Annotated in this window: 6 protein-coding genes; 1 reads left to right on the top strand and 5 read right to left on the bottom strand. The window is 74.3% G+C overall.

Going from position 1 to position 5,783, the window contains the following annotated elements:
• The 5 genes from AB0M20_RS23475 to uraD form a co-directional block, all read right to left on the bottom strand.
• The coding region (locus AB0M20_RS23475; RefSeq protein ID WP_364301469.1) for an ALF repeat-containing protein at window positions 1–818 on the bottom strand (818 nt) is incomplete at its 3' end.
• A 148-nt stretch (window positions 819–966) separates the two neighbouring features.
• Window positions 967–2,319: an 8-oxoguanine deaminase gene (locus AB0M20_RS23470; RefSeq protein ID WP_364301467.1), complete on the bottom strand. Its 1,353-nt coding sequence runs from the start codon at window positions 2,317–2,319 to the stop codon at window positions 967–969.
• Window positions 2,316–3,176 (bottom strand): factor-independent urate hydroxylase, encoded by an 861-nt coding sequence (pucL, locus tag AB0M20_RS23465; protein ID WP_364301465.1) that lies wholly within the window; start codon window positions 3,174–3,176, stop codon window positions 2,316–2,318. Before pucL ends, AB0M20_RS23470 begins: the two co-directional genes overlap by 4 nt.
• A gap of 2 nt (window positions 3,177–3,178) precedes the next feature.
• Window positions 3,179–3,532, bottom strand: coding sequence for a hydroxyisourate hydrolase (uraH, locus tag AB0M20_RS23460; RefSeq protein ID WP_364301463.1), 354 nt, complete (start codon window positions 3,530–3,532; stop codon window positions 3,179–3,181).
• Window positions 3,519–4,031, bottom strand: a complete 513-nt coding sequence (gene uraD, locus AB0M20_RS23455) for a 2-oxo-4-hydroxy-4-carboxy-5-ureidoimidazoline decarboxylase (protein WP_364301461.1) — start codon at window positions 4,029–4,031, stop codon at window positions 3,519–3,521. Before uraD ends, uraH begins: the two co-directional genes overlap by 14 nt.
• Before the next feature lie 96 nt (window positions 4,032–4,127).
• On the opposite strand from uraD, the gene AB0M20_RS23450 reads away from it, so the two are divergent.
• Window positions 4,128–5,783 (top strand): helicase-related protein (locus AB0M20_RS23450; protein WP_364301471.1); only part of this gene is annotated, 1,656 nt, incomplete at its 3' end.

Here is a 5,783-nt window from a genome sequence, read left to right as displayed (position 1 = left end):
GCCGACGCCTTGCGGGCGTCACCGCCGGCCGCCCTGGCCTCGGCCTCCGCCGCCTGCGCCGCCTTCTTCGCCTCCGCGGCCGCGTTGCCGGCTCGCACCGACGACTCCTCCGCGGCGTCGGCCTCGCGCGACGTGGTCTCGCCGGCCTGCTTGGCCTGCTCGGTCAGGCTGCGGATGGACGCCAGCTCGGCGTCACGGGCGCGGGCCACGAACTGGCCCCAGCGCAGGAACTCACGCAGCTGCTCGGGCGTGCCGTTCAGCGCCTGGGAGGCGGCCGTGTTGAGCACGGGACCGCTGTTGCCCGGGGCGCCGGTGAGCATCCGCGTCGCGGCCTGCCGGTCGTCGGCATGCTCGGCCGCGTCGAGCCCCGAGGACAGGAACGCGCCGATCTGCTCGGTGCCGCCGTCGATCGCGCGCTGCGCGGCGGCCCGGACGGTCGGACCCCCGGACTGCAGGAGACGGTAGGCGCGCAGCCGCTCGTCGGCGTCCCACGCCGGCGCGAAGCCGCCCTCGACGAACTGCTGAACGTCCGCCCGCGAGCCCTGCAGCGCGGTGAGCGCCGCCGACCGCATCGCCGGACCGTCCATTGCGGCCAGCGTCTGAGCGGCCGCCCGCTCGTCCGCCTCGCGCGCGGCGTCGAAGCCGCTCTCGTAGTACGCACGCAGCGCCTGGTCGGAGGAGACCAATGCCGCCTCCGCCGCGCGCCGGACGGACGGGCCGCCCTTGATGGCGTCGAGCACGGTGACGTCGCGGATCTCCTCGATCGTGACGTCGCCGATGTCGGCGCGCGCCGGCACACCGCCGAATTGCAGTGCCATCGTCAAGACGAGCGCGCAACCCAAGGCGCGCATGAACCGGCCAGCCATCTCCACCCCCGTGGACAGCGAGTGCTCGGTGTGAGCCCGAGAACCATATCGGTCGGGACCGATGAGTCACAAGGCCGGTCCACAGGGGATCTTCAGACTGTCACAAACCCTTCATGAGCTTGCGGTGCGCGCGCCGAGCTGCCCGCGTCAGCGCCTCCGCGTCGGCGTTGACCAGCGCGCCCCGCTCGACCACCGCCCGGCCGCCGACCAACGCGAGCTCGACCGTTGCCGGCGGCCCGAAGACCAGCGCCGCCACCTTGTCGTCGATGCCGTCGTGGCCCAGCTCGTCGAGCCGCCACATCACCAGGTCGGCCAGCTTTCCCCGCTCCAGCGAGCCGATGTCGTCCTGCCGGCCGAGGCAGCGCGCCCCGCCGATGGTGCCGATGGCCAGCGCCTCCCGGGCGGTCATCGCCGCGGGGCCGCCGCGCAGGCGGGCCGTGAAGAGCGCCTGGCGCAGCTCCGATCCCAGGTGCGACGCCTCCTGCGAGGCGGCGCCGTCCACGCCGAGGCCCACCGACACCGAGTGGTCGAGCAGCTCGCGTACCCGGGCCATCCCGGCCCCGAGCCGCGCGTTGGAGCTGGGGCAGTGCGCGACGCCCGTACCCGTCTCCCCCAGCCTGGCGATCGCCGCGTCGTCCAGGTGCACGCCGTGCGCGAGCCACACGTCCTCGCCCAGCCAGCCGAGCCGTTCCGCATACTCCACCGGGGTGCAGCCGAACCGTTCCCGGCAGAAGTCCTCCTCGTCGCCGGTCTCGGCCAGGTGCGTGTGCAGCCGCACGCCCTTGCGCCGGGCCAGGACCGCGGCATCGCTCATCAGCCTGGAGGTGACCGAGAAGGGCGAGCACGGCGCGACCGCGATCTGCAGCATCGCGTCCGGCGACGGGTCGTGCCAGCGGTCGATCGCGGCCTCGGTGGCGGCGAGTGCGGCGTCGGTGTCCTCCACGATGTTGTCCGGTGGCAGGCCGCCGTCCTTCTGGCCGAGGTCCATCGAGCCGCGTGTCGGGTGGAACCGCAGGCCGATGCCCCGCGCCGCTTCGATCTCCGCCTCGAGCACGTCGCCGCCGTCGCGCGGGAACACGTAGTGGTGATCCATGCTGGTCGTGCATCCGGAGAGCGCCAGCCAGCCGAGCCCCGCGCCGGCGGCCGCGCCGACCACCTCGGCGTCCAGCCGGCCCCAGATCGGGTAGAGCGTGGTCAGCCAGCCGAACAGCGTGTCGTCGAGGGCCAGCCCGCGGGTCGCCCACTGGTAGAGGTGGTGGTGCGTGTTGACCAGCCCCGGGGTGACCAGGCAGCCGGTGCCGTCGATGTGCCGCAGCGGGCCGTGGTAGCGCCCCGCGTGGCCGGCGCCGACCGCCACGATGCGGCCGTCGTCGGAGATCACCACGTGGCCGTCGGCGTGCTCCGTGCCGGCCGCGTCGACCGTGGCGACCGCGACGTTCTCGATCACGATCACAGGTACCACTCCGCCGTGGCCGGGGGCGCGTCGTCGCGGGTCACGGTGCCCTCGATCAGCCCGTACGGCCGGTCGCCGGCGTTGAACACCTCGTTGGGGTTGTCCAGCCCGAACGGCGCGAGGTCGACGAGATAGTGGTGCTTGTTGGGCAGCACCAGGCGGACCTCGGCGATCTCCGGCCGCGCCGTCAGCACCATCGTCCCCATCGCATAGAGCGTCTGCTGCAGCGAATGGCTGTAGGTGTTGACGAACGCTCCGATCAACGCCTCCCTCGCGCCTTCGAACGACGCGGCGAAGTCGGTTTCCGGAGTCAGGTGCCGCCAGCGCGCGTCGACCGCGGTGGCGAGGATGCGGTCGTGGGACTCCGGCAGCGTCGTGTACCGGTCCTTGATGAAGCCGTGGAACTCCGACGCCGTCGAGTTCAGCAGCACGAGCCCCGAGATGCCGGACACCACCTGGGTGCCGCCGTCGGCGACCGTCACCGTGCAGGTCCGCGTCCAGGACCCCTCGCGCTGGAACGAATGCGGGCCGAGGCGTTGCCAGCCGTACGCCTCGACGGTGATCCTCGCGGTGTCGACGTGCCCCAGCGTGGCGAGGAAGTGCCGCCCGAGCCGCAGGGCGAACTCCTCCGGCTCCCCGACGCCGTGCTCCTTCGCGAAGGCGTACACCGTGTTCTTCATCGTGTCGGTGGGCAGCACGCCGCCGTTGTCGCCGGCGTAGTGGGTGGCCTGGAGCTCACCGGCGAGCGAGATGCCGACGTTGAGGTCGGCGATGCTGTGCGTGTCGCCGTCGCGCACGACACGGACCAGCCGCACCTCCGCCTTGCCGTAGCGGTTGGGCCCCAGCACGATCGCCACGGTCAGCTCCCTCGGTAGGTGGTGTAGCCGTACCGGCTCAGCAGCAGCGGCACGTGGTAGTCGCGGTCCGGGTCGTGCACCTGGAAGGCGACCGTGATCTCCGGGAAGAACGAGTCGCCCTGCAGATACGGCTCCACGTAGAACAGCAGCCGATAGCCGCCCGCCTGCCAGTCGTGCACCGGCACCCCGAACTTGAGACGCCCGTCGCCGTCGGTCGCGCCCTCCCCGATCGTCCGCCAGCCGTCGGAGTCGTGCCGCTCGAGCCGCACGTAGACCCCGCGGGCCGGTTCGCCGCTGATCGTGTCCAGGATGTGCGTCGAGATCCGGGTGCGGGCCTTGCCGTCATCCGAGGGCATCGAGCAGCCTTTCCAGTCGCAGCAACGCGATCCGGCGCAGCTGGTCGGCGACGATCTCGCGTTCGGCCGGCTCGTCGTTGGTCAGCCGTTGCCGGGCCGCCGCCAGAATCTCCGCCTGGCTCTTCCCGCTCGCGAAGATCAGGAAGACGTGCCCGAACCGATCCTCGTACGCACGGTTGGCCTCGATCAAGGCTTCCTTCGTCGAATCGTCGGCGGTCGCCGCGGCCGCCGACTGCTCCCGCCGCGACCAGGCGGCGTCCCGCGACCCGCCCTGCGCCCGCTCGCCGATCCGTGGATGCGCGGCCAGCGCCTGCGAGACGTCGGCCCAACCCAGGCGCCGCGAGGCGGAGTCCGCGGCGGCCAGCACCGCGGGGCGGTCGGGATAGGGCCGGCCCGCGGCGATCTCGGCCGCCCAGGCCGGAGCCGCGCAGCAGGCCAGCAACTCGGCCCGGAGGCGGTCGGCGGGCATGGCGTTCAGGACCTCGACACCCACAGTCATGCAATCTACAAGTTCCGTCAGACTTGGCGGGTGCTCATCGCCACCAGCGCCCTGCCGGACCTTCCGGTCCGCGCCGTCCTGCCCGGCGTCGACGCCATGCTCGCCGAGCACGGCGCCGGCGTCCTGGTGGCGCCGCCGGGCACCGGCAAGACCACGCTGGTGCCGCTCGCGCTGGCGTCCGGCGGGCGCGTGGTGGTCGCCGAGCCGCGGCGGGTCGCGGCCCGGGCGGCCGCGCGGCGGATGGCGGAACTGCTGGGTGAGCCGGTCGGCCGGCGGGTGGGTTACGCGGTGCGCGGCGACCGGCGGGTCTCCGCCGAGACCGTGGTCGAGGTGGTCACGACGGGTCTGCTCGTGCGGCGCCTGCAGCGAGATCAAGAGCTGACGGGTACGCGCACAGTCGTGCTGGACGAGTGCCACGAGCGCCACCTCGACTCGGATCTCGCGCTGGCGTTTCTGGTGGAGGTGCGCGAAACCCTCCGCCCCGAGCTGCGCCTGCTCGCCACCTCGGCCACCGCCGAGTCGGCCCGGCTGGCCGCCGTCCTGGGCGGCGCGCCGATCCTGACCGCCGAGTCCCGCCTCTTCCCGGTCGACGTCGTCTGGGCGCCCTCGCCCGGCCCGGTCACACCGCCGTCCGGGCTGCGCGTCGACCCCCGCCTGCTCGACCACGTCGCCGCGACGATCCGCCGCGCCCTGGCCGACGGCGACGGCGACGTGCTGGCCTTCCTGCCCGGCGCCCGCGAGATCGAGACGGTCGCCGGACGCCTCGGCGACGCCGGCGCCGACGTGGTGCGGCTGCACGGCCGCCAGTCCGGCACCGACCAGGACGCCGCGCTGCGTCCCGGCCCGCAGCGGCGGGTGGTGCTGGCCACGGCGGTCGCGGAGAGCAGCCTGACCGTGCCCGGCGTACGCGCGGTGGTCGACGCCGGGCTGAGCCGGGTTCCCCGGATGGACCACGCCCGCGGCCTGGGCTCGCTGGTCACCGTCGCGGTCAGCCGGGCGGCCGCGATCCAGCGCGCCGGGCGGGCCGGGCGCGAGGCGCCCGGACGGGTCTACCGCTGCTGGTCGCAGGCCCAGCACGACCGCCTGCCGGCGCAGCCGGAGCCGGAGATCGCGGCCGCCGACCTGACCGGCTTCGCCCTCGACCTGGCGCTGTGGGGGCATCCCGACGGCACCGGCCTGAGCCTGCCGGACCAGCCACCGGCCGGCGCCCTCCAGATCGCCGTCGCCACCCTGCGCGACCTCGGCGCCGTGGATCACGCCGGCCACGCGACCCCGCGCGGGAGGTTGCTGGCCGGGGCGGGCCTGCACCCGCGGCTGGCGCACGCCCTGCTCGACGGCGCGACGCTGGTCGGCGACCGGCGGGCCGCCGAGATCGTCGCCCTGCTCGACGACGACCGGGCGACGACCGATGACCTGACGGCGGCGTGGCGCCGCGCCCGCACCGAGAACAACGGCGGGTGGCGGGCGGAGGTCCGCCGACTCACCTCCGCGATCACCCGGACCACAGCGCCCCCTCGCGCCGGCGTTCCAGACGATCTGGCGGCCGGCCTGGTCGTCGGGATGGCGTTTCCCGAACGGGTCGCCCGGGTGCGCGAGCCCGGCGGCCGTACCTATCTGATGGCCGGCGGCACCGCCGCCGACCTCGCCCCCGGCAGCTCGCTGGCCGGCACGCCCTGGCTCGCGATCGCCTCCGCCGACCGCACCGCCGGCGCCCGCAGCGCCCGCATCCGCACCGCCGCGCCGCTCGACGAG

Source organism: Actinoplanes sp. NPDC051633, assembly GCF_040681735.1.
Taxonomy (GTDB): Bacteria; Actinomycetota; Actinomycetes; order Mycobacteriales; family Micromonosporaceae; genus Actinoplanes.
The sequence above is the reverse complement of the archived record's forward strand: the minus strand, read 5'-3'. Positions and strand labels throughout refer to the sequence as shown.